Raw genomic sequence first — 23,149 nt, forward strand, 5'->3', positions numbered from 1 at the left:
TCGCCACCTTGCTTCACAATAAAACGTGATCAACCGCACACTTCGTCCTTCACACACCGAAGCGAGTGTCTAAGCTTATTAGATGCCCGGGAAACACCCGTATTTGTTACGACGCAAACCGGAGGTCCTAACCACCATGTTCAACCAGAAACTACACGCTGCCGATATCGTTGAATTCGAGATTGCAGAAGAGCTGCGCTACGAGACCGATCCGTGCGAGTTGAAACTGGATGAGATGATCGAGGCGGAGCCGGAACCGGAGATGATCGAGGGGCTGCCCGCCTCTGATGCGCTCACCCCTGCCGATCGCTATCTGGAACTGTTTGAACACGTGCAGTCCACGCGGTTGTTTGCCGACAGCAAAACCTTCCCCGACTGCGCGCCGAAGATGGACCCGCTGGACATTCTCATTCGCTACCGGAAGGTCCGCCGTCACCCGGATTTCGACCTCAAGCGTTTTGTCGATAATCACTTCTGGTTGCCGGATAACCTGACGACCGAGTATGTTTCAGACCCGAGTCTTTCGCTCAAAGAGCATATTGATAACCTGTGGCCGGTGCTGACGCGCGAACCGCAGGACCATATTCCCTGGTCATCGCTGCTGGCGTTGCCGCAGGCCTATATCGTGCCCGGCGGACGCTTCAGCGAAACCTACTACTGGGATTCCTATTTCACCATGCTGGGCCTGGCGGAAAGCGGCCGTAACGATCTGCTGAAGTGTATGGCGGACAACTTTGCGTGGATGATTGAGCGCTACGGCCATATCCCGAACGGGAATCGCACCTATTACCTCAGCCGCTCGCAGCCGCCCGTTTTTGCGCTGATGGTCGAGCTGTTTGAAGAGGATGGCGTGCGCGGTGCGAAGCGCTATCTGGACCATTTGCTGATGGAATACGCTTTCTGGATGGACGGTGCCGATTCGCTGGTGCTGAACCAGGCCTATCGTCACGTGGTGCGTATGCCGGATGGCTCACTGCTCAACCGCTATTGGGACGACCGCGACACGCCGCGGGACGAATCATGGATCGAAGACGTCGAAACCGCCAAACATTCTGGCCGCCCGCCAAATGAGGTCTACCGGGATTTACGCGCAGGCGCGGCGTCTGGCTGGGATTACTCTTCGCGCTGGCTGCGCGACTGTGGACGGCTCGCCAGCATCCGTACCACTCAGTTTATCCCCATCGACCTGAACGCCTTCCTGTTCAAGCTCGAAAGTGCTATCGCCAATATTTCTGGCTCAAAAGGCGATAAAGAAACCGAAGCCGCGTTTCGTCAGAAAGCAAACGACCGACGGGCCGCCGTGAACCGTTTCCTGTGGGATAACGAAAACGGCTGTTATCGGGATTACGACTGGCGACGCGAAGAGATGGGGCTGTTTTCAGCCGCCAGTATTGTGCCGCTGTATGTCGGCATGTCGACACATGAACAGGCTGACCGCCTCGCCGATACGGTAAAAGCGCGTCTTCTGACGCCCGGCGGTATTCTGGCTACCGAACACGAAACGGGCGAGCAGTGGGATAAACCTAACGGCTGGGCCCCGCTACAGTGGATGGCGATTCAGGGCTTTAAACAGTACGGCAATGATTCGCTGGGAGATGAAATCGCCTGGAGCTGGCTGCAAACGGTCAACCACTTCTACAAAACGCATCACAAGCTGATTGAGAAATATCATATCGCCAGCAGCACGCCGCGCGAAGGTGGCGGGGGTGAATATCCGCTACAGGATGGATTCGGCTGGACCAACGGTGTGGTAAGACGTTTGATTGGCCTGTACGGGGAACCGTGATCCCGCTGCATTTTTTTTCGTCGTAGCGGGATGAGGCTGTCTGGCAAAGTTCATGAGTGCGCAATCGGCTCCCTCTCCTCTTTGGGGAGAGGGTTGGGGTGAGGGGAAATATGCGGCGCCGTTGGTCGTTCCGTTCACCTCACGTTCTTTGCTCATCCTGAATCACTGAACCGGTGAACGTGTCAGGGCGGCTCAATCGCCGCCGCCCTGACAACCCGGGCTCCCGGCAAGAAAATCGCCGCTCCGCGGTGCCTTCGTCTTATTCCCTCTGGCTATCGGGTCGGGCGCGATCCTGCATCCCTGCAGGTCGCTCCCTCTCCGCGCTTCCCTGCGCGTCGCCCCGGCCTGCGGGAAACGACTCAGCGATTTACAGCCGGACCAGGTCATCGCTGCACTACTTGAATCTCATGGGGCTAATTTCACCGCTAAATCTCAGCCCAAATCCTCCCAAAAATGAGGACCGTCAGCGAATCACATCATAAATAGCACTCTGAATAGACTGCCATTTTTTTGTACTGGCATCGGGCTGCGCCAGCGCGCGGCGCTTCGCCTGGTCGGCTTCATACTTCTGACGCTGCACCACCGCAGGTACAGTACAGAATGCCTGGAGATACTGCTTGCGCATCGAGGTCAGCGATTCCCCTACCGACATCGCGTGGCTGACGGTGGCAATAAAGCGCCGACACGGCTTTTGCTCAACCATTTGCAGGCGATAGCGCATGAGCACCTCCAGCACCTCATCATGATTAGCCGCCATGGCCTGTTCGGTCCAGGCCAGTTTCCAGTCCATTCCACCCTGCAGGAACAGCAGCGCTACGCGTGTGTCATTGCGATCGATAGCCGAACGGAAATTATTTTCATCCCAGGTCACTCCCATGCGGGTCAGATTTTCCCGTGATGACGGGGTTTCGCGCATCTCTTTCGCAGGCGCTTGTACCGGAGCACTCACCGGAACCTCATGGGCCGCCGGTTGGCTGCTGGTGAACAACCAGAATCCGCCGACCAGAATAGCAATGACCATCACGCCAACCGCCCCCCAGAGCGTCCCTGAGATCAGCTGGTCGCGCTGCTCTGGCGTGCGGGGAGCTCGCTGCGTCGGCTTTTCAATGCTGTCACGAATTTCAAACAGATCGCCGCCGGTCTGCCTGTCCATTTTCTGGGCGTTTTCCCAGAAACTGTGCAGCTCGCTGGCATCGACCGCCATCAATCCCGCCGGGTTGATGCGCGTGCGCCCCTCTTCAAAAGCACGCTGAATCGGCCCGGCAATCTGCGCATAGTAGTTATCCAGCAGCAGAATTTGCGCGGAACTGAGCGGCTGCTGAACGGTCAGCGCATTACGGATCTGGCGGATATCATCAAGGAAAGTCTGCAACGTTTTGCGCGGCTCAACCAGCAACGTCAACATCGAGCGATCGTTAAACAGCGACGAGTAGTAGCGGCTGAACTCTTTTTTATCGACCAACATTTGCGCCATTTCGCTGAACATCATGCCGCTGAGAACATCGTTGCGATCGCTGAGTTTTAACCAGCGTCGGACGCGATCGGCATTAAAGAGTGTTTTAAGATGATTATTGAGCCGTACCGGATCAGGCCACGCCTGCATAATCAGCGATTTAATCATTAGCTCAATCGCACGCACCTGCTTATGGGCCTGCAATTGCTGCGACTCATTACCTGGCGCCAGGTCGGTGTTATAGCCCAATAAGGGCTGTTGTAAACGCAAATGTTCAAGCGCGGTGACAACTCGCACGGCGGCAATAAGCTGATTTTGGCTGACATCCTGACCGCTTTCATACTGAGGTACGCGCTGCTGTAAAAGTCGCAGTTGCAGGGTGAAATCGGACATCTCGGCATCATTCAAATTCAGGCGTTTCGCTACCGGTCCCCATCCGCCCAGCCCCAGACGAGCGGTATCGAGTTGTTCCAGAAACCAGCGGGGATCTTTGCCTTCAGACTCGTGCACATCAAGGAGAAGCAAAATCTCCACGGATGCCTGCCGGATGATGCCAATACAATGTTCAAATTGTTCACGGATGTGATGTGATGTACTCGGTGTCATCATTTTCCTTAACGTACAACAAAGCAGAATAAACGGGCTTGAGAGAGCAATTTTTCTTTTATTTTATGTGCTGTTAAACCATAACTGAGATTATGGAGAAATAAAGTGACAGCTCTATAATCATTGAAAATTGTTATGGGAGAAAACGTATGCCAGTGCTCACTACGCCACGCCTGACCTGCTCACCTGTTAAGGAGCAAGACTGGCCGTTTTATCTGTCATTGCAACAACATCCCGATGTGATGCGATATATCGCCGATAAGCGCCCAATTGCCGTCATTCGGGAGGCTTTCGAGCCACGCCTTCAGAAGTGGGAGCCGGGCAGTGCGCATTGGCTATGTCTGATCGTGCGTGAAACTGCCAGCCAAACACTATTGGGCGCAACCGGATATATTCATAGAGAGAATGATTGTGCCGAGGTCGGATTTATATTCGCCCCTGAAGCACAGGGTAAAGGCTATGGCTATGAGTCATTACGGGCGGTGTGTGACTTTGCTTTTGAGCAGGGCGGGATCCGTCGTTTGACCGCGACCGTCACCGTGGGCAACCTCGCCTCCCGGAACCTGCTCGAAAAAGCCGGATTCATACTGGAAGGCGAGCTGCGTGAGAATTACTGGCTGTCAGGACGCTGGCACAACGACTGGATTTTTGGGCTGTTGAAAGAGGAATATGCGAGCAACCCGCGCTAATCGTTACAGGAACATGCCGCCTGAAACCTCAATGCGCTGCGCATTCATCCAGCCCAGCTCATCGCTCAGCAGAGCGGCAATCGCATCACCGATATCATCCGGCAGCCCGACGCGCCCAAGGGCAGTGTTCGAAGCCACCATCTTATTGATCTGCTCGTTGTCCCGCACGCGTCCACCGCCAAAATCCGTCTCGATGGCGCCGGGTGCAATAATATTGACAGAAATCCCCCGCTCACCCAGCTCTTTGGCCTGATAACGGGTGAGTACTTCCATCGCCCCTTTCATCGCCGCATACGTGCTGGAGCCTGGCTGGGCAAAGCGCGCAAGCCCGCTTGAGACATTCAGAATGCGACCGCCATTTTTTATGATCGGCAGCAGGCGCTGCGTCAGGAAGAACGGTCCTTTGAAATGGATGTTCATTGCCTCGTCAAATTGTGCTTCTGTCGTCTGCGCATAAGGGGCATATAAACCGGTCCCTGCATTGTTCAATAAATAATCGAACGAATCGCGCTGCCACACGTGTTTCAGCTGTGAGCGTACTTCAGTGACAAAACCCTCAAAGCTGGAAATATCACCGACGTTGAGCGGTAAAGCCACCGCTTTTACGCCTTTTTCCTCAATTTCGCGCACCACTTCCCGCGCTTCTTTCTGGCTGCTGTGATAGGTGAGGATGATTCCGGTTCCCTTCGCCGCCAGCTTCAGCGCTGCGTTTTTACCGAGTCCGCGGCTACCGCCGGTCACTAATGCAATACGTTCAGTCATGAGAAACCTCGTTTCGGTTGTTCTGGAGATTGAGAAGCAGCTTATTAGGTGATAGAAAATCAATAAAGATGGCAAAAAACGCTTCACTGTTTCGGTGAAAACAACAATGAGCCCAACCTATGGATAAAATTCACGCAATGCAGCTCTTTATCCGCGTGGCAGAACTGGAGAGTTTTTCTCGCGCCGCGGACACTTTAGGTCTTCCTAAAGGTAGCGTATCGCGCCAGATTCAGGCGCTGGAAAATGTGCTGGGAACCCAGCTGCTGCACCGCACCACGCGTCGCGTCAGCCTGACACAGGACGGCATGGTCTATTACGAGCGGGCGAAAGATCTGCTGGCAAACCTCGATGAACTGGACGGTCTTTTTCAGCATGATCCTGCCAGTATCAGCGGACGATTGCGCGTCGATATGCCGGTTGGCGTTGCGCGAAATTTAGTCATCCCAAAACTGCCTGCATTTTTGCAGCAGTATCCCGGCATTGAGCTGGAACTGAGCAGTAGCGATCGCATGGTGGATGTGATCCGTGAAGGGTTTGACTGCGTGGTGCGCGTCGGCACGCTGAAGGATTCAGGGTTAATCGCCCGCTCGATTGGCAAGCTATCCATTATCAACTGCGCCAGCCCTGACTATCTGGCCCGCTTCGGCTATCCGGAAAATCTGGACGATTTGGCCTCACACGCGGTGATTCATTACGCACTCAATCTGGGAACCCGCCCGCAAGGGTTCGAGTTTTATAACGGCGATGCCACGCTGTGGGTAAAAACCGGCGGCATTTTAACGGTGAACAGCACCGAAACTTACCATGCGGCGTGCCTTGCCGGGCTGGGCATTATCCAGGTGCCTCGCGTGGGCGTGCGCGAGGCTCTGCGGGCGAAAAAAATGATCGAGATCCTGCCGCAATATCGCGCCGAACCGATGCCGGTCTCGCTGATTTACCCGCACCGCCGCAACCTCTCCCGCCGGGTTCATTTGTTCATGGAGTGGCTGACGACAATAATGAAAGCTTACGTTGATTAGTCACCAGCTATAATTCAATAACATCCAGCCAAACGAAAAGGAAAATGCGTGTGACGCCGGAAAACAACCAGCAGAGACCCACTCAGGAACTGGAATACGATCCCATCAAAAAAATGGAGACGGAACCCGAAAAAGACGCATCCCCCGGCAAAGCCACCAAAGCGCTGGAAACCGTGACAGGCACGGCGCAGAAAATTCAGCGCCGACCGATGGTTGCCCATCTGATACGCGCCACAGAACGCTTTAACGACCGTATGGGCAATCAGTTTGGGGCGGCAATCACCTATTTTTCGTTCCTGTCGATGATCCCCATTATGATGGTGTCATTCGCGGCGGCGGGGTTTGTACTTGCCTCCCACCCGACGCTGCTGCAGGACATCTTCAATAAAATCCTGGTCAACGTCAGCGATCCCACGCTGGCGGGCACGCTCAAAAATACCATCAACACCGCCGTTCAACAGCGTACTACCGTGGGTATCGTCGGGCTTTTGATTGCGCTCTATTCGGGCATTAACTGGATGGGTAATCTGCGCGAGGCGATCCGCGCCCAGTCCCGCGATGTGTGGGAGCGCACGCCGCAGGACCAGGAAAAAATCTGGATCAAATATTTCCGCGACTTCGTTTCGCTGATTGGCCTGCTTGTGGCGCTGGTGGTGACATTATCAATTACGTCCGTCGCCGGCTCGGCGCAGCAGATGATTATCTCGGCGCTGTATCTCGACTACATCGAGTGGCTTAAACCGGCCTGGCGTTTAATTGGCCTTGCGATCTCGATATTTGCCAACTATCTGCTTTTCTTCTGGATATTCTGGCGATTGCCGCGTCACCGCCCGCGTAAAAAGGCGCTGATCCGCGGGACCTTTATCGCGGCGATTGGCTTTGAAGTGATCAAGATCGTGATGACTTACACCCTGCCTTCGCTGGTGAAATCGCCCTCTGGGGCGGCGTTTGGATCGGTGCTGGGATTGATGGCGTTCTTCTACTTCTTTGCGCGCCTGACGCTGTTCTGCGCCGCATGGATTGCCACCGCCGAGTACAAAGACGACCCGCGAATGCCGGGCAAAACGCATCGCTAAAGCCGCTATCGGGCTGAATAAAAATGTAAAATTTCAGCCCGATTCGGCATTTCAGCATATAAATCCAGCCTGTAACTTTTATTTAACCAAAAACCAGTTTTATTGACTAATATTAGATTTCTGTGAAGCATTTCATAGAAGTTATTTCGCCAGCCTGAATATTATCCGCTTTTTGCCGCTTTTATCACCACTCCGTGCATTTGTTACAGATTGAAATGTCGCTTTTGCTATGCGTAATATGACCTTTCGTCGGTCCAAAAATAAGAAAATTTTATGCAAGCCACAGCCACAACTCTCGATTCAGAACCGGAAAGCACGCCGGTTAACTCGCGTAACAAAGTCGTCGTTGCCTCACTGATTGGCACCGCCATCGAGTTCTTCGATTTCTATATTTACGCCACCGCCGCGGTCATCGTCTTTCCGCATATTTTCTTCCCGCAGGGCGATCCGACGGCTGCCACGCTGCAATCGCTGGCAACGTTCGCTATCGCCTTTATCGCCCGCCCGATTGGTTCGGCAGTCTTCGGACACTTTGGCGACCGCGTGGGCCGTAAAGTCACGCTCGTGGCATCGCTGCTGACGATGGGGATTTCCACCGTGGCGATCGGCCTGCTGCCGACCTATGAAACGATTGGTATTCTGGCTCCGGTACTGCTGGCGCTGGCGCGTTTTGGTCAGGGCCTGGGGCTTGGCGGTGAATGGGGCGGCGCGGCGCTGCTGGCGACGGAAAACGCCCCGCCGCGTAAACGTGCGCTGTACGGCTCTTTCCCGCAACTGGGCGCGCCGATTGGCTTCTTCTTTGCGAACGGGACTTTCCTGCTGCTCTCCTGGCTGCTGACCGACGAGCAGTTTATGAGCTGGGGCTGGCGCATACCGTTTATTTTTTCTGCCGTGCTGGTACTGATTGGCCTGTACGTGCGCGTTTCGCTGCATGAGACGCCGGTCTTTGCGAAAGTGGCGGCGGCTAAAAAACAGGTGAAAATCCCGCTAGGTACGCTGCTGACCAAACACGTTCGCGTGACGGTACTCGGCACGTTCATCATGCTGGCGACCTATACGCTGTTTTATATTATGACGGTCTATTCCATGACCTTCAGCACCGCTGCTGCGCCGGTTGGCCTGGGTCTGCCGCGTAATGAAGTGCTGTGGATGCTGATGATGGCGGTGATTGGGTTTGGCGTGATGGTCCCCATTGCAGGTCTGCTGGCGGATAAATTCGGTCGTCGCTCCAGCATGATCGTGATTACCTCGCTGATCATCCTGTTCGCCCTGTTCGTCTTCCCGCCGCTGCTGGGGTCCGGCAGTCCGGCGCTGGTGATGGCTTACTTGCTGATTGGTTTGAGCCTGATGGGTTTGACCTTTGGCCCGATGGGCGCGCTGCTGCCGGAGCTGTTCCCGACGGAAGTGCGTTATACCGGTGCATCGTTCTCCTATAACGTCTCTTCTATTCTGGGGGCGTCGGTTGCGCCGTATATTGCGACCTGGTTACAGGCCAACTATGGCTTGTTCTATGTCGGTGTCTATCTGGCGGCGATGGCGGCACTGACGCTGATCGCGCTGCTGCTGACTCACGAAACCCGTCATCAGTCCTTATAAAAGCAAAATGGCAACCTGGTTGCCGTTTTTAGTGTCTGCCCCCTCTCCCAGTTGGAGAGGGCAACTGACAGTGCATTAATTACTTCTTCATCTGCGACAGTATCGTCCGACACTGATTGGCATCGCCTTCCGACGGAGAGATCAGCGCCAGCAGAGCTGCTGCAGGCGTGACAAGCGTTGCCAGCGCCGCAGCAACTGCACCACGGGCAATCAACGGCCCGGCTTTCACACCCGCCTGCGGATTTTTGAATGAACCGCGCACGTAAAGTGGTGAACGCAGCGTAATGATTCTGAACCCTTTACTCTCGGGATCGATGGTTAAATCGAGCTGTTCAGAAGCCATACTCGCCGTACCTGTCACGTTTATCACCGCGTTTTCAGTATCAAAGGCAAAAATCTGCGGACGGGCCACACCGTTGACCAGATCCAGGTTTGCCGCTGCGCAATTCACGCGAACCTCATCGTCGCCAAAAATCTGGCCGATAATAAAGTTACCGACGTTCAATCCCAGAATTTCCATCAGGTTGCGGCTCACAAGCCCGTCATTCATCAACAGCTTCAGATTGCCGTTACTGCTACCGAGCAACGCGGCAACGGAGTTGCCCACACCACGAATATCCGCATCACCGTTCATTTCACCGAGGGTTTTCTGCATCAACTCGACGTTGGGCATCAGCTCTTTTAGCTTCAGCCGACGTGCCTGGATATCCGCCCGCCCCTGCATCGGTTTTTTATCGCCTTCGAGGTGAATATTGGACGAGATCGTCCCACCAGCCAGCCCGAATTTCAGCGGCTGCAAACGCAGATCGGCGTTTTTCAGGATGATATGGGTCGAAAGGTCGCTGATTGGCAAGGTGCTGCCGTGTTCGATTTTACGCCCTTTAAACCGGACATCGGCATCCATCACATCCCACTTATCGGTTTCGAAGCGGTCGTAAGGCAACACTTTGCCCGCTGGCTGAAGGTCTTTTTCACCTTTTTTCTGTTCAGAACGTTTCGCCTGCTGCGCGCCTTTTCCCGAATCGACGCCAATTAATGGCCCGAGATCGGCCAGACGCAGCTGACGAGACTCAACGTCGCCTTCCAGTTTCGGTCGCGGCTTGCCGGTGGTGTAGGCGAGCGAGCCGTGGATATCACTGTCGCCGATGCGACCATTAAAGTTGCGATAATCGAAAACGGACGATTTTTCGGTGTCTATTTTTGCCACCAGCCGCCCGTCAGTTTCAAACGGCGGTGTATCCGGCAGCAGCACGCCGGTCAGGTCATAAAGCTCTCCCAGCGAGTCGCCGGAGAATTTCAGTTGCAGGTCTACGCCGCCCATTTTCATCGGATCGTTGACCGTACCGACAAACGCCACGCGCGTGTTACCGGAGCGGAAATCGGCCTGTACCGGGAACGGCGTTCCCTCGCTACGCAGCGCCAGTACGCCGCCAATTTTACCGGTCCCGCTTAACGGCTGATCGTTGTAGCGCCCCTTCGCCTTCAGGCCAAAGACGTAATCGCCCACGCGAGTTTTATCGTCCTTTCCTTTGGTGCCGGTGACTTCACTGAAGGGCAGCGGCTTGCCCAGCGGATCGACCAGGATCTCGATATCCGCCTTGCTGACCTTGTCATCAATGGCGATCCGCCCGCGATCGAAAAGAATATTATCGAGGCGGAAAGACCACGCAGACGGCTGCGCATTGGGATCTTTTTCGCCGTTATCTGCGAGATCAAACGTCCAGTTGTTGTTCTTTTCTGACAGACGGATCAGCCGTGCATCAGGCTGTTGCAGTTTGATCCACGGAAGATAAACGGTCTTCGTCAGCAGCACCAGAGGGGCCAGCGTCGCTTCGACGCGCGGCAGATGAACCATGGTGACTGCCGGAATATCCGGGGGATTGCCGAGAATAATGTCGTTGGCATGAACATGCGGCCAGGGAACCCAGCTGCGCCAGCCGGTTTCGTCTTTCTGACGCTCCCAGACGACGCCCAGATCGCCGCGAATGGCGAAGGGTCGATTCAGTTCAGTTGAGACTTTCTGGTTGATGGTCGGTTTGAGACGGTTCCAGTCGAACGTCGCAATAATGATGATTGCCAGCACAATCAACAACAAGAAGATCCCTGCTACCCAGGTAATAATCCTGGCTGTTTTGGTCATTACTGTCCCCTTTTTTTATTACCTTGCCTTTCATGAATATAGCTCAGGCATAAAGAAAGGGGGCGGGCTGCTTCCGGGAATAGCGCATTTGCTCCAGGCGCTATTCCGGGAAACAGCAGGCTTTACAACTTGATAATGACGTTATCGAGGGTATCCATGGGCACCGGGCGGGAGAGAAAATATCCTTGAGCCGCCGCCGCCGGGGAGTTTTGCACATCGCGCCACTCTTCCAGTGTTTCCACGCCTTCCACAATCACACCCTGACAATAGCGGTTCATCAGTTGCAGGAGCAGGGTAAATAAATTGCGACCTTCCGGGGTCTGACGCAGCATGATAAACAGATCGCGCGCCACTTTGATGTAGTCATAGCGCACTTCGCTTAACGCGGAGAAGTTCGCCATGCCCGTGCCGAAATCATCCAGCCACAGGGGGCCAAACTCGCACATCGAAGCAAACGACGAATCTTGCGGCAGACGAACGTGCTCCACCAGTTCAAAGCGCATCCACGGGAGTGAGGCGACGAGCTTTTGCAGCGCGGGATTCTGGCGCAAGGCAATCAGGGTCGGGCCATCCACGTTTACCGAGGCCAGAATGTCATGGCGAACGAAAAAGGCCTGCCTGGTCGCGAGCATGTCGAGTTGCTCTTCCAGCACATCCAGACGCTGACGCACGCTCACTTCCGCAAAATAACGGTCCGGGGCAATACGCTGTGTCGGATTCGACGGATGCGTTACGACGGTTAAAATTTCAATCGCCATAAGCCTGCCGTCAGTGCGGTAAATAGGCTGATAAGTATAAGCACGCTCACATTGCAGCCAATAGCGATGCTCCTGCAAGCTTTCAATACTTGCTTCCGGAGTGGTGCTTAGCCGCTGGATAACCTGCTCTGACTTCATTTCAGATGCCCTGTTGAAAATGAGATGACCTGTCTGGACTCGTCAAAAGGTTATCGGCCCTGGAATTGAGAACTTTATGTCCAGTTGGTGGGGAAAATGAAATTAAGATGACAGAATCTTTCTGGAACACGCGCTGGCTCAAAAAAAAATATGGAACGGTGTTTTAATATAGTTGACCATAAATACCTCACAGCGCACACTTCCATTAATTTATCTGTTCAGGTTTATGACAATGTCTAAAAAAATTGCCGTGATTGGCGAATGCATGATTGAGCTGTCACAAAAAGGGGCGGATGTTCACCGCGGCTTTGGTGGCGATACGTTAAACACCTCGGTTTACATTGCACGTCAGGTGGCGCCTGAAGCGCTGGCCGTCAATTATGTGACCGCGTTAGGGACCGACAGTTTCAGCCAGCAGATGCTGGAAGCCTGGCAGAATGAAAATGTGGACACCTCGCTGATTCAGCGCATGGAAAACCGCCTGCCGGGGTTGTACTACATCGAAACCGACAGCACCGGCGAGCGTACGTTCTACTACTGGCGCAACGAAGCTGCCGCCAAATTCTGGCTGGAAAGCGAAGATTCTGCGACCATTTGCGAAACGCTAGCGACCTATGATTATCTCTATCTGAGTGGGATCAGCCTGGCGATTTTAAGCGCCGACAGCCGTGAAAAACTGTTCTCCCTGCTGCATGAATGCCGCGCGAACGGTGGAAAGGTGATTTTCGATAATAACTATCGTCCGCGCCTGTGGGCCAGCCGCGAAGAGACGCAGCAGGTTTATCAGCAAATGCTGCACTGCACCGATATCGCGTTCTTAACCCTCGATGACGAAGACGCACTGTGGGGCGAGAAACCGGTAGAAGAGGTGATCGAGCGCACTCAGAAAGCCGGTGTAACAGAAGTGGTGATCAAGCGCGGCGCCGACTCTTGCCTGGTTGCCGTCACCGGTGAAGCGGTTGTCGACGTACCTGCGATAAAATTAGCGAAAGAGAAAGTGGTGGATACCACTGCGGCGGGTGATTCGTTCAGCGCCGGGTATCTGGCGGTGCGCCTGACGGGCGGTACGCCAGAAGACGCCGCAAAACGCGGACATCTGACGGCCAGCACGGTGATTCAGTATCGCGGCGCAATTATTCCGCGCGAAGCGATGCCTGATTAAAAGAAAAAGCCCGGTGAGCGTTACGCGACCGGGCTTTTTTACGTGTATCTCTCCCCTCCGGGGTTAAGGCATCAGCCCGCCCCTGACGTCATTGCTGTCCTTGCGGAATATCTGACGCATCCTGATGTAAATCATCAGCCGCTGGCTGAGCGACCTGCCCTTCCTTCGTCATGATGCTATCCCACGTGGCCTGAAGCTCTTTCATGTTGTATTCCGGCTCGCCTTTCGGCTGCATCAGAACCAGAGCCATTTCCTGAGACAACTGCTGACGCAAATCCTGATTGATCATGTCGACGGTCAGGCTGTTAAGGAAGTCCTGACGCAGCTTCTGATACTGTTCAGGCGCGATATCCACAACCTGATTTTGCAAAGAGCGAATACGCTGGCTGATCAGAACATCTGTGTCGGTACGCGCGTAGGTGGCAAACAGCTTTTGCAGCTCAAGATTCTTTTGCGCGACCAGCGCGTTGAATTCCTCTTCTGTCAGCCCGTCTTTTCGCACTTTGGCCAACTCTTTGGCCACCAGACCTAAATTGGCATCAAGCTTATCGCCAGGCGATTCAACGTTGATCGCACACTGCGCCCGCTGGAACAGCACGCGGCAGTCAAAGCCAATGCCGATATCCTTCGCGTTATTTTTGCTCAGCGTCTGCTGAACGTGCCAGAACAGCGCTTCACGCGCTAAGTCTGCACGCCAGTAGCGCAACAGCGCGTCAGACTCACGAATCGGTTGCCACGGCGTATCCCACATCAGCGCCAGGCGATCCTGACGAACGGTGTCGGTCATAATGCTCACCGCTTCGGCGCGCAGCGGCGACAGCGTAGGCACTGGCGCAGGAACGTCTCGTTTGCCTTTCAGCTCACCAAAGGTTTTACCGATCTGTTCAATGACAGCGCGGCTATCGACGTTACCCACCACGATCAGCGTCATTGCATCCGGGGTGTACCATTTTTGATAGAAGGATTTAACCTGTTCGATATCAACCGGTTGTTTGACAGGCTCTGCCGGGTCGTGTGCCAACAGCGTGGAGCCTTTCAGGCGATAGCGCCACCAGCCTTCTTTGGTATCAGCAGGCCAGGTGGCAACCATCTCGCTGTTGCTCAGGGCGTAGTTGACAGTATCCGGCGTCATCGCCACGTTGCCCGCCGTATCGCCAAGCCAGATCAGCGCTTCTTTCAGCAGATCGTTACGGTTATTCGGCAGGCTAAGGTTAAACATGGTGTAGTCGTAAGAGACGACGGCAGGCGGAAGTGGACGTTTTGGGTCAATACCCTGCTGCCACAATGAACGCACCTGCACGGCTTGCAAACTGCCGCTTTGGGTCAGCGCCAGTCGAGGAATAAAATGGCTAAGCCCGCTCTGCTGCGTGTTTTCAGTCAGCGAGCCGGTGTTAACAGAAAGACGGATCTCAATACGATCGCGGGGGCGTTGTGGTGTCGCCAGCACTTGCCACTGAAAACCATTTGCCAGAGTGCCTTGTTGCCATGCCGGATCGGGCTGGAGAGTTTCTGCCTGCACATAACTGGCTGCTGCCATCATCAGCAAACCGCCGGTTAAGAGTCGAATTTTTGTGCCCTGCATGTAAACCCCTGATCAACATTCCTGGTTAAAAAGAGTGTCTCACGACATGGAGCACTCTGAAGATAACGTTCAAACTCTTCGATTAGACCGCGTGTTCAGCTAAACGTCACGGCATGAAGTCAAATATACCCGAAAAAAATCTTATCGAAGTATGACAGGTATGAGGAGATATTATCCGCAGGAGCCCGCCCTCCGACAAGGGCAGGCGGGAATAAGTGCTGAATTTACGAGGATAAACCCTGGGTTTTGCTTTCTGGCACACGGTTATTCAACGTGTCGTCGAGCTTTTTATGGTCCAACTCTTTCACCCATTTAGCCACTACCACCGTCGCCACGCCGTTGCCGATCAGGTTAGTCAGCGCACGCGCTTCAGACATAAAACGGTCAATACCCAGAATCAGCGCCAGACCGGCTACCGGCAGATGCCCCACCGCCGAAATGGTGGCCGCCAGAACGATAAAGCCGCTGCCCGTTACGCCTGCCGCACCTTTAGAAGAGAGCAACAGCACCACCAGCAGGGTGATTTGATGGAAGATATCCATATGGCTGTTGGTCGCCTGGGCGATAAAGACGGCGGCCATCGTCAGGTAAATCGACGTTCCGTCGAGGTTAAACGAGTAGCCGGTCGGGATCACCAACCCCACGACGGACTTACGGCAGCCGAGTTTTTCCATCTTATCGAGCATGCGCGGCAGTGCCGATTCAGAGGACGACGTCCCCAGCACAATCAGCAGCTCTTCGCGGATATAGCGGATAAATTTGAAAATACTGAAGCCCGTGGCGCGCGCGATACTGCCCAGGACCACCACCACAAACAGAATACAGGTGATGTAGAAACAGATGATCAGCTGACCGAGCTGAACCAGCGTACCCACGCCATATTTACCAATCGTGAACGCCATCGCGCCGAACGCACCGATGGGTGCCAGACGCATGATCATATTGATAATGCCGAAAATAACCTGCGAGAAACTTTCGATAACGTTGAAAATCAGCTGACCTTTACTGCCCAGGCGATGCAGCGCAAAGCCGAACAGCACGGCGAACAGGAGCACCTGCAGGATGTTCCCGCTGGCGAAGGCGCCTATCACGCTGCCAGGAATCACATCCAGCAGGAAGGCGACAATGCCCTGGTCCTTCGCCTGCTCGGCGTAAACGGCAACCGCTTTCGCATCCAGCGTGGAAGGATCGACGTTCATGCCTGCGCCGGGTTGCACTACGTTGACGATAATCAGGCCGATAATGAGCGCAAGGGTACTGACCACTTCAAAATAGAGCAGCGCAACGGCACCGGTACGACCCACCGCCTTCATGCTTTCCATGCCAGCGATACCGGTCACGACGGTACAGAAAATGACAGGCGCGATAATCATTTTGATGAGCTTAACGAAGGCATCGCCAAGCGGTTTCATTTGAGCGCCCAGTTCAGGGTAGAAATGGCCAAGCAGGATACCAACGGCGATCGCGGTCAGAACCTGAAAGTAGAGACTTTTAAAGAGTGAGGTTTTCATAGGGTGTCCTTGGGAAGAAAAACCACAGGCTTTTTATGGGTAAGACTCACCTGCGGCTTTAAAATAACACCCGAAAAACAGGACAGAAATGAACTTAGATCAAATATGAAACATAAATGTTAAAAACTTTGAGCTGACTCGTAAAAGCCAGCAACAAAGTTAACGTATTACGCCAGAATTTAGTCGTTGAGGTAGCGTCTTTCGAACTCTTCGGCGGGAACGGCGCGCGCAAATAAGAAACCCTGACCACTTTCGACACCGGCCTGCGCCAGCCAGTCGCGCTGCGCTTCGGTTTCAACTCCTTCGGCAATGATGTGCAGATCAAGGCTGCGCGCCATCTGAATAATCGCCTCAACCATGCTGCTGTCGTCAGGCAAGCCGTCGACAAAGGTTTTATCGATCTTCAGGACATCCACCGGCAGCGTTTTCATATGCTGGAGTTGACGCAAACCCGCGTATCCCATGCCAAAATCATCCAGCGCGATACGGATACCGGCGTTGCGCAGCGGTTTCAGAATCGCCACCGCCTCGTTCGGATCGTCAATGCGACGGCTTTCCGTCACTTCAAGAATGAGCGTGTCCGGCTTGATGCGATAGCGATTGATCAGCTCCAGCATCTCCGACACCATCGTCGGATGCATCAGCTGCAGGGCGGAGAGATTCACCGACAGCGGCATGTCTATTCCGCGCTCCTGCCAGGCAGAGAGCTGGCGACATGCCTCTTCCAGCACCCAATACCCCACGGTGACCATCAGGCCACAATTTTCAATCCGGTCGATCAGCCCCTCGGGCAGCTCCCAGGAACCATCCGGCTGCTGAATGCGTAACAGGGCTTCAGCGCTTTTCACTTCGCCCGTGACCAGGTTAACCTGCGGCTGTAGCCAGATAGCAAACTGATTGTTGTCCAGCGCGGAGAGAATATCGCTCTCTTCGGTCAGGCGCTGCTGCGCCTTTTCCATCTCCTGCGGTTCGAAGAACTGAATCTGATTTTTACCTTTACGCCGGGCCGTGAACGCGGCCGAGAAAGCGCGTCGATAAAGCTGCTCCGCCGTCAGATCGCCGTAATACATCGCCAGGCCGATGCTGGCGCTCGGGCGCAGCTGAATCCCCTGAACCGGCAGGCGCTCATTAATAACAGTAAGTACTTGCTGACCTAATGTGATGGCATGCCACGGCTCTTTGACGCCGTGCGCAAGAATCACAAAATCGTAGCCGCTCACCTGAGTCAATACCATGCGCGGGGCCAGTACCGATTTCATTTTTTCCACCAGCGTTAACAGCAGCATTTCGCGCTGGCTCTCTTTCAGCACGCCAGCGGTATCCTGCAGCGTTTCACAGGCTACGACCATCAGCGCGGTGGTTTGCTGCCGTGCGACGGTTTGTTCCAGCAGAGCCATCAGGAAGGCTTTATTCGGCAATTCCGACACCGGGAAGCGGGTCGCATTGATGTTCAGCTCATCATGATGGCGCAGTAAACGTTGCTGATTAATGTTGTAGCTGCGCACCAGCATGCCGATTTCATCGTCATGATGCAGGCGCGGTAGCGGCAGTTGATGACCCACCTGGTCCTGCGGCGAGAGATTATCCAGCTCACGGGCAATTTTGCGCAACGGATGAACAATCAGCCGGTTGATACACCAGGTCAGCGCGACAGTGAGGATCAGCGTTAAAAGTAAGTAAGTGGTTACTAACGTTGATATCCAGCTCATCACAAACTTATGCATGCGATAGGCATCCGCCTGTAGCACCAGATAAGCCAAAGGCTGCGGGTTAGCGGGCCGTTCCAGCGAATAGAGCGGCAGCGAGATTTGCACCGGCAGCTCAAACAGCCGCATGATCATCATCGGTACCGGGCGCTCGGGGATAAAGCTCATCCGCAAGGCCTGGAACTGATTCGGCAAGACCACATCGGCGCGACTGACGATGCCCGCTGGCTGAATGCGCTTGATGATGGTCTCTGCTTCGGGGATATCCCCTTTTAGAATGGCGGCGGAAAGCGGTTCACGGACCGATCGGGCAATACTTTCCAGTTGCGAAGCCGTGTTGTAGCGATTCTGCTGTACAGAATGAAACAGCAAAATGACGCAAAAGATGAATACAAACACCATAGTGACGGCAGAGACCATCGCCATTTGTTTGATCGTTAAAGAACGGCTGACACGCAAATTGACTCTCCACAAAACCCGAAGCATAGGGTAACAAAACGTTACCCTATTGCAGCCAGAGTATACCCGATTGCGTCGAATTTAAGAGAGGCTAACAGGCCGATTAAAGATAATTCCGGCTACCAGTCCGCATAAGGAATAAGCGGTTGTGGCGGTAAATCCATATCACCCTGCCATCCCGCCGCAGAGTAGCGCACATAAATCAGCGCATGGCTCGGGGTATAGTCTTTTGCCTCCTGAATATCGACGCCCATCCCGACAAACCAGTTCGAGGTCACACGACGCTCAATAATGGCTCTGGCGGTATAACCGGTCCCGGACGAACTGCTGCCTTCCTCAGGTTCCCGCTTGTCGGAATACATCAGATTATTATCCGCGTCGTAGTGATCGTCTGGAATCAGACCCTGAATCGGATAACGCATCCCGTCTTTGGTTTTGGAATGCGACCAGGAGACTGATCCTCCCAGCTCCCATGACCAGTTTTCGGTGCGTTTACGCCAGGTGACCGGCAGCGCGAAGGAGACATACTCCTGCGGGCTATAATAGCCGCCCTGTCCCAGCGAGTAGGCGCTGAGATCTTTATCGTAATGCCAGACCATATTGGACAGACCAACCGTCAGGCGCTCATTATCGTCATTGATAAGTTTGTAGTAATAACCGGTCATCCAGCGGATACGCCAGTTATCCTCGACGTTTTTACCCTGTAAAGAGTCCATGTTCAGGCTCGACCAGACGCCGTTTGCTTCGCCTTTATCGTAACTGACGCTCACTCCACCGCCTGTGGCTCGCACGCCGCCCCAGGTCGTTCCGGTATTCGGATCTTTTTGTCCGGCAAAGGCCAGCAGTGAACTTGAGATCGGGCGACGATGGGCATTCAGCGTATAACCAATCGGGCCGAGATCGTTGCTGTAGCTCAAACCACCGACCACATCGACGACATCAAAGCCCATTGGCGTGGTGCCGAGATCCATTTCCCAGGTTTTATTTTGCCAGCCCACCGCCACACTCGCGCCATTTTGTTTCTGGCTGGTGTTGCCGCTACACGGCGTTGACGCACAGGTGCCCCATTTTGGATCGTAAGTACCACCGCTGGTGTCAAATGACCCGGCGTCCATATTCACCATATCGCTGCGGAAGAACATCCGGCCATCGGCCAGCGGCGCGTCAACGTGTAGCATGGTGGTATGTGCTTTCAGATCGGAATAGCCGCCCGTTCCGCTGGAGCCCCAGTAGTCATGCTGTAGCGTAACGTTCACATCCTGCTGCTTGTAAAGATCGGCAGCATCGCTGCGCACGCCGCGTTTCAGCCAGTCGTCTTGCTCATTATTGCGCGTCAAGCGGGTAAAGCTGTCATTGTCTTGCGGACGTGAGGTCGTGACACCTGATGACACCATCGCGTCTTTATATGTCTCCAGCGCCTGCTGCGGCTGACCGTTTTTCGCCTGGAAGCCTGCCGCATCGCGCAACACCAGCGCGCTATCCATAGATGGCGGCTGCGATTTAGCCTGCGGAACCAGTTGGCTAAAGGTCTGCTGAGCAGCAGCGGTATCGCCGAGTTCCGCCTGCGCTAACGCCACGCGGCGCTGCATATTGATGGACGGAGGTTCTCCGCTCTGCCCGGCCGGCAGTTTCGCCAGTTGCGCCCGCGCAGCCTGTTTGTCACCTTCAGAAATATAAACTTCAGCAAGCCCCAGAATCGCATCTTCGTTTTGCGGCTCACGTTGCAGAACAGCGCTATACGCAGTCTTCGCCGACGCATAATCTCCACGCTGTTGCGCCCAGTCCGCCAGCGTTAAGTCGATGCGCGTTGAGGCGGGTTGCTGACGTAACAGCGTTTCGGCCTCACGTTCCTGACCGCTATCGCGCAGGCGACTGGCGGTTTCCAGCACCTGATCGCTTTGTAACCGGTCGGCCAGCTCCTGAATATTACTGTTCCACTTATCACGCGGCAGGGTATTCAAATGCGCGAGCGCGGCGCGATCCTGCGCGTTGCCGGAGAGGTATAAACCGTAGGCATACACCTGTTCCGGATCGTCGGGTTTTTGGCTGGCCAGTTGACGCATCAACGTGTCCGCCTGGCTGCGCTGTCCGGCGCTGTAGAGATCGCGCGACAGGCGATAGGTAATCCACACATCGCCCGGCGAGAGCGCCAGACGGCGTCGCTGAATTTCTGCCGCCTGGGCAAATTTGCCCTCGTTCTCCAGCTGTTCTGCCTGCCGGGATAATCTGTCGTTGGTCAGGCTGCGCTCGATATCGTCGATACTGCGACGCTGGCTGGCCGAAAGTGAGCGGATAAACTGGTCGGCTTTTTCCGGCGATTCCGCGCGATAGATATTGGCCAGCCCGCGCACCGCGTTGCTGTTGTCGCTGTCCATGCGTAACGCCTGGCGATAAAAACGCTCCGCTGCCGCGTTGTCTTTGCGCGCCACCGCGGCGTCGCCTAATCCGAGCACGGCGTAGCTGTCGGTATTGTCGATATTTCTCGCCTGCTGGTAATACCGTTCCGCCTGGCCGACATTATTGGCCTTTAGCGCCGTATCGCCCTGCTGGATCAGCAGCCAGTAGCGGTTTACCTTCAGCAAACTTTCCCATTTACCTAGATTGTCGCTCTGCGGATCGAGGGCGATCGCTTTTTCAAATTGCGCCACGGCGCGAGCGCGATCCCCGCGCTGCGAATACGCTTGTCCCAGTGCACCCACGGCTTCGCTGTCGGCATGGTTTGCGCTAACCGCTTTTTGCAGTTCCGCCACGGCTTTGCCGCCCTGTCCTGCTTCCACGGCGGCAAGCCCTTCGGCCTTCGCGCGGAAAGCGGGATCGGCCAGCTGTTTTTGCTGTCCTTCAAGCTGCGAGCGCGCGGCGGTGACGTTATCGCCCGCGCTGAACACCTGCAGATAGTCCTGAAGCGCCAGAACACTGGCGCTGCTCACCGGCATGACTTTGATTTGCTGATACCAGATATCAGAGGCGGCATCGCGCCCGGCATTTGATTTGGCCATCTGGCGAAGCACGGTAAATCCCTCGTCGCGGCGGCCGCTCTGAAAGAGCAGTTGCGCCAGCGAGTTTTGCAGTGCCGTATCGCCAGGGTTGTTCGCATTAATTCCTTTGAGTTGATTGATCGCTTCATTGCGGCGAGCCGGATTTTTGGCGACAACGGTCCAGTATTCAGTCGCCAGCGCATCGTTTGGCGGAGCGCCTGCGAAAATTTTGTCGTAAGCGTCGATCGCTTCCTGCGTATGACCGGTTGTGGCCAGCAGGCGCGCCTGTTGTAACGACTGACGCCCTTCAGGCGTTGAGAGCAGCATCGCGTTGCGCGAGGCTTGATAAGCGCTGGAGCTGGGGGCCAGACCTTTCAGGCGATCCAGCTCTTTTTGCGCCCCGGCGTTATCACCCTGCCGCAGCAGATAGCGGAAGCGCGCGGCAACGACATCCGGATTATTCGGGTCGATCAGCTCAAGACGATAAAGCGACTGGCGAACCAGATCTTCGCGTTGGGTCGCCTCGCCCAGGCGCACCTGCTCCAGCAGCTGTTTTTGCTGCGGGGAATTGGCGGCTTCCGCCAGCGGCATCAGCGTCAATCCAAGGGATAAACTGAGTAAACTTAATGAGAACTTGCGCATTCCTGGCCCCAGTCAGGTAGTAATTCACCCTGTGCGGTGAACCGAAAACGATGCTGATCCCATCCTTGTCCGAAAAGGGTCAGTACGTAGCTGTAATAGGCGTCGTTACCGGGGAAGCGATCGGCGACACGCTGGCGTTGAACCGCTTGTGCATGGCGGTCCTGTAAAAACGGCAGCAGCGAGGCGGAAAAACCAACCGGACCCTCGCCCGTGGATTTCCCGCTTGCGATATCCACCTTCTCCGGCGGCACGCCCTTTTTCGTTGTTTGCGTCGCCATAGGTTTAAAACGTGCCAGCAGTCGGGCTTTCTGCGGGTCCCGGTCGTGCATCATGCCCACCCAGAGGTACACACGGATTGCATCGTAACTGCCGACAAACGGTTTTTCTGGCTTTAGTTGCCAGCCTTTATTTTTCTGATATTGCACCCAGTCAGGTGAGAACCCCTTCGGAGCGGTCTCCAGCAGCAAGCGCAGATTGGTTTCGCGCAGCGTGGTCCACGGGGCACCGAAGCGGGTGAAATAACTGGCCAGCTGCGGCGGAAGATAGCTGGGATTAAAACGCCAGGCGTTCGTCTGCGCAAAACCCACTTTGCCGGGCAGGAGCATCAGGCCCAGACCCGGCACTTTGACCACTTCTTCACTGCCGATGCGTTTGAGCAGCGCTTTTCCGGTGGCGGTATAGTGCGGCGCTTTCCACAGCCGTCCCGCCTCCAGCAGCGCCCAGGCAATCCAGATATCCGCATCGGACGCCGAGTTACTGTCGATAATCGTCCAGCGCGCTTTGTCCTTCTCCCCCCACAGCCAGGCGGGCAGATGCTGACCCAAATCACCCTGAGCCAGGTTATCGCTCGTCCAGTTCAACAGCCGATCAAACGTCTTGCGATCGTTGGCGGCAAGGGCAAAGAACAACGCATAACTTTGCCCTTCAGAGGTGCTGATTTTGCGCGCGTCGCTGGGATCAATGACGCGTCCATCCTCACTGATATAGCCCTGTTTGAACTGCTCCCAGGCTGGCCAGTTACAGGCGGCACGGGCATTCACTGCCGCCAGAACCAGCGTGGCCATCGCACACCAGCGAAAGACTTTCATC

15 protein-coding genes are annotated in these 23,149 nt (G+C 54.9%); 6 read left to right on the forward strand and 9 right to left on the reverse strand.

Going from position 1 to position 23,149, the window contains the following annotated elements; genetic code table 11:
• The first annotated feature begins 136 nt into the window (after positions 1-136).
• A complete protein-coding gene (locus tag SOM82_RS19660; protein ID WP_154128164.1) occupies positions 137-1,786 on the forward strand; it encodes an alpha,alpha-trehalase in 1,650 nt (549 codons plus the stop codon).
• Between the two features lie 463 nt (positions 1,787-2,249).
• On the opposite strand, the gene SOM82_RS19665 is transcribed toward SOM82_RS19660, so the two are convergent.
• Positions 2,250-3,845 carry an STY4199 family HEPN domain-containing protein gene (locus SOM82_RS19665; RefSeq protein WP_154128168.1) on the reverse strand — a complete coding sequence of 532 codons (1,596 nt, stop codon included), beginning with the start codon at positions 3,843-3,845 and terminating at the stop codon, positions 2,250-2,252.
• Between the two features lie 149 nt (positions 3,846-3,994).
• Here SOM82_RS19665 and SOM82_RS19670 point away from each other — a divergent pair, with 149 nt between their 5' ends.
• On the forward strand, positions 3,995-4,534 hold the full coding sequence (locus SOM82_RS19670) for a GNAT family N-acetyltransferase (protein ID WP_320461016.1): 540 nt from the start codon (positions 3,995-3,997) through the stop codon (positions 4,532-4,534).
• Positions 4,535-4,537: 3 nt separating this feature from the next.
• On the opposite strand, the gene SOM82_RS19675 is transcribed toward SOM82_RS19670, so the two are convergent.
• Complete coding sequence (locus tag SOM82_RS19675; protein ID WP_320461017.1) at positions 4,538-5,296, reverse strand: SDR family NAD(P)-dependent oxidoreductase; 759 nt, start codon at positions 5,294-5,296, stop codon at positions 4,538-4,540.
• A 119-nt stretch (positions 5,297-5,415) separates the two neighbouring features.
• Between SOM82_RS19675 and SOM82_RS19680 the strand changes: the two genes are divergently transcribed.
• The 3 genes from SOM82_RS19680 to SOM82_RS19690 all read left to right on the forward strand — a co-directional run bounded on the left by SOM82_RS19680 (position 5,416) and on the right by SOM82_RS19690 (position 8,987).
• Entirely contained in the window at positions 5,416-6,315 is a 900-nt protein-coding gene (locus tag SOM82_RS19680; RefSeq protein ID WP_320461018.1) for a LysR family transcriptional regulator, read from the forward strand.
• Positions 6,316-6,365: 50 nt separating this feature from the next.
• Positions 6,366-7,391 carry an inner membrane protein YhjD gene (yhjD, locus tag SOM82_RS19685; RefSeq protein ID WP_320461019.1) on the forward strand — a complete coding sequence of 342 codons (1,026 nt, stop codon included), beginning with the start codon at positions 6,366-6,368 and terminating at the stop codon, positions 7,389-7,391.
• Positions 7,392-7,664: 273 nt separating this feature from the next.
• Entirely contained in the window at positions 7,665-8,987 is a 1,323-nt protein-coding gene (locus SOM82_RS19690; RefSeq protein WP_320461020.1) for an MFS transporter, read from the forward strand.
• 79 nt (positions 8,988-9,066) lie between these two features.
• Here the strand turns inward: SOM82_RS19690 and SOM82_RS19695 are convergent, their stop codons facing one another.
• Together SOM82_RS19695 and pdeH are read right to left on the reverse strand one after the other, a co-directional pair.
• Positions 9,067-11,127, reverse strand: a complete 2,061-nt coding sequence (locus SOM82_RS19695; RefSeq protein WP_320461021.1) for an AsmA family protein — start codon at positions 11,125-11,127, stop codon at positions 9,067-9,069.
• Between the two features lie 122 nt (positions 11,128-11,249).
• Positions 11,250-12,023 carry a cyclic-guanylate-specific phosphodiesterase gene (pdeH, locus tag SOM82_RS19700; RefSeq protein WP_154128182.1) on the reverse strand — a complete coding sequence of 258 codons (774 nt, stop codon included), beginning with the start codon at positions 12,021-12,023 and terminating at the stop codon, positions 11,250-11,252.
• Between the two features lie 232 nt (positions 12,024-12,255).
• Between pdeH and kdgK the strand changes: the two genes are divergently transcribed.
• Complete coding sequence (gene kdgK / locus SOM82_RS19705) at positions 12,256-13,185, forward strand: 2-dehydro-3-deoxygluconokinase (RefSeq protein ID WP_320461022.1); 930 nt, start codon at positions 12,256-12,258, stop codon at positions 13,183-13,185.
• 88 nt (positions 13,186-13,273) lie between these two features.
• On the opposite strand, the gene SOM82_RS19710 is transcribed toward kdgK, so the two are convergent.
• From SOM82_RS19710 to bcsZ, 5 genes are all read right to left on the reverse strand, one after another.
• Positions 13,274-14,767, reverse strand: a complete 1,494-nt coding sequence (locus tag SOM82_RS19710) for a M16 family metallopeptidase (RefSeq protein WP_320461023.1) — start codon at positions 14,765-14,767, stop codon at positions 13,274-13,276.
• Positions 14,768-14,991: 224 nt separating this feature from the next.
• A complete protein-coding gene (dctA, locus tag SOM82_RS19715) occupies positions 14,992-16,278 on the reverse strand; it encodes a C4-dicarboxylate transporter DctC (RefSeq protein WP_154128189.1) in 1,287 nt (428 codons plus the stop codon).
• A 179-nt stretch (positions 16,279-16,457) separates the two neighbouring features.
• Complete coding sequence (gene hmsP, locus SOM82_RS19720; protein WP_320461024.1) at positions 16,458-18,443, reverse strand: biofilm formation regulator HmsP; 1,986 nt, start codon at positions 18,441-18,443, stop codon at positions 16,458-16,460.
• Between the two features lie 119 nt (positions 18,444-18,562).
• Entirely contained in the window at positions 18,563-22,060 is a 3,498-nt protein-coding gene (bcsC, locus tag SOM82_RS19725; RefSeq protein WP_320461025.1) for a cellulose synthase complex outer membrane protein BcsC, read from the reverse strand.
• Positions 22,042-23,148: a cellulose synthase complex periplasmic endoglucanase BcsZ gene (gene bcsZ, locus SOM82_RS19730; protein ID WP_320461036.1), complete on the reverse strand. Its 1,107-nt coding sequence runs from the start codon at positions 23,146-23,148 to the stop codon at positions 22,042-22,044. Before bcsZ ends, bcsC begins: the two co-directional genes overlap by 19 nt.
• Position 23,149 lies beyond the last annotated feature (1 nt).

Source organism: Lelliottia sp. CFBP8978 (genome assembly GCF_034046055.2).
GTDB lineage: Bacteria > Pseudomonadota > Gammaproteobacteria > Enterobacterales > Enterobacteriaceae > Enterobacter.

Bases quoted from the DNA above. Each gene is read 5' to 3' on its own strand.
- SOM82_RS19660 (WP_154128164.1), top strand. From the start codon at position 137: ATGTTCAACCAGAAACTACACGCTGCCGATATCGTTGAATTCGAGATT.
- SOM82_RS19680 (WP_320461018.1), top strand. From the start codon at position 5,416: ATGGATAAAATTCACGCAATGCAGCTCTTTATCCGCGTGGCAGAACTG.
- SOM82_RS19710 (WP_320461023.1), bottom strand. From the start codon at position 14,767: ATGCAGGGCACAAAAATTCGACTCTTAACCGGCGGTTTGCTGATGATG.
- pdeH (WP_154128182.1), bottom strand. From the start codon at position 12,023: ATGAAGTCAGAGCAGGTTATCCAGCGGCTAAGCACCACTCCGGAAGCA.
- SOM82_RS19665 (WP_154128168.1), bottom strand. From the start codon at position 3,845: ATGACACCGAGTACATCACATCACATCCGTGAACAATTTGAACATTGT.
- kdgK (WP_320461022.1), top strand. From the start codon at position 12,256: ATGTCTAAAAAAATTGCCGTGATTGGCGAATGCATGATTGAGCTGTCA.
- SOM82_RS19670 (WP_320461016.1), top strand. From the start codon at position 3,995: ATGCCAGTGCTCACTACGCCACGCCTGACCTGCTCACCTGTTAAGGAG.
- SOM82_RS19695 (WP_320461021.1), bottom strand. From the start codon at position 11,127: ATGACCAAAACAGCCAGGATTATTACCTGGGTAGCAGGGATCTTCTTG.
- SOM82_RS19675 (WP_320461017.1), bottom strand. From the start codon at position 5,296: ATGACTGAACGTATTGCATTAGTGACCGGCGGTAGCCGCGGACTCGGT.
- bcsC (WP_320461025.1), bottom strand. From the start codon at position 22,060: ATGCGCAAGTTCTCATTAAGTTTACTCAGTTTATCCCTTGGATTGACG.
- SOM82_RS19690 (WP_320461020.1), top strand. From the start codon at position 7,665: ATGCAAGCCACAGCCACAACTCTCGATTCAGAACCGGAAAGCACGCCG.
- bcsZ (WP_320461036.1), bottom strand. From the start codon at position 23,148: ATGAAAGTCTTTCGCTGGTGTGCGATGGCCACGCTGGTTCTGGCGGCA.
- dctA (WP_154128189.1), bottom strand. From the start codon at position 16,278: ATGAAAACCTCACTCTTTAAAAGTCTCTACTTTCAGGTTCTGACCGCG.